The organism is Gluconobacter sp. P1D12_c, from assembly GCF_018812105.1.
Taxonomy (GTDB): domain Bacteria; phylum Pseudomonadota; class Alphaproteobacteria; order Acetobacterales; family Acetobacteraceae; genus Gluconobacter; species Gluconobacter oxydans_A.
Map to the genome: position 1 here is coordinate 1 of NZ_JACSIQ010000654.1, position 401 is coordinate 401.

Annotated in this window: 1 protein-coding gene; it reads right to left on the bottom strand. The window is 54.9% G+C overall.

Annotated elements, in window-relative coordinates; translation table 11 throughout:
* On the bottom strand, window positions 1-401 hold a 401-nt coding region (locus KP705_RS18600; RefSeq protein WP_215765379.1), incomplete at both ends, for a DDE-type integrase/transposase/recombinase.

Below are 401 nucleotides of genomic sequence, written 5' to 3' on the forward strand. Positions count from 1 at the left end.
TGTTCGATCCCCTGGGCTTCGCAGATCAGGTCGAAGCGCATGGGACGCGACCAGGCCGTATTGCGATTACGGGGTTGGTCAGAGAACTGGATGCCGTTATCGGTCAGAATGGTATGGATCCGGTAAGGGATGATGCTCAGGAGATGTTCGAGGAATTCCCAGGCGGTCTTCCGATCAGTTTTCCCGACGAGTTGTGTGACAGCGAATTTGCTTGTCCGGTCGATAGCAACGAAGAGGTGCAGCTTGTCTTCAGCAGTCTGGACTTCGGCAATATCGATGTGAAAAAAGCCGATGGGATAGCGTTTGAAGCGCTGGCGTTTGAGCCTGTCTCCTTCGATGTCCGGCAACCGGGATATCCCGTGACGCTGAAAGCAGCGATGCAGGGCCGAACGTGTCAGATG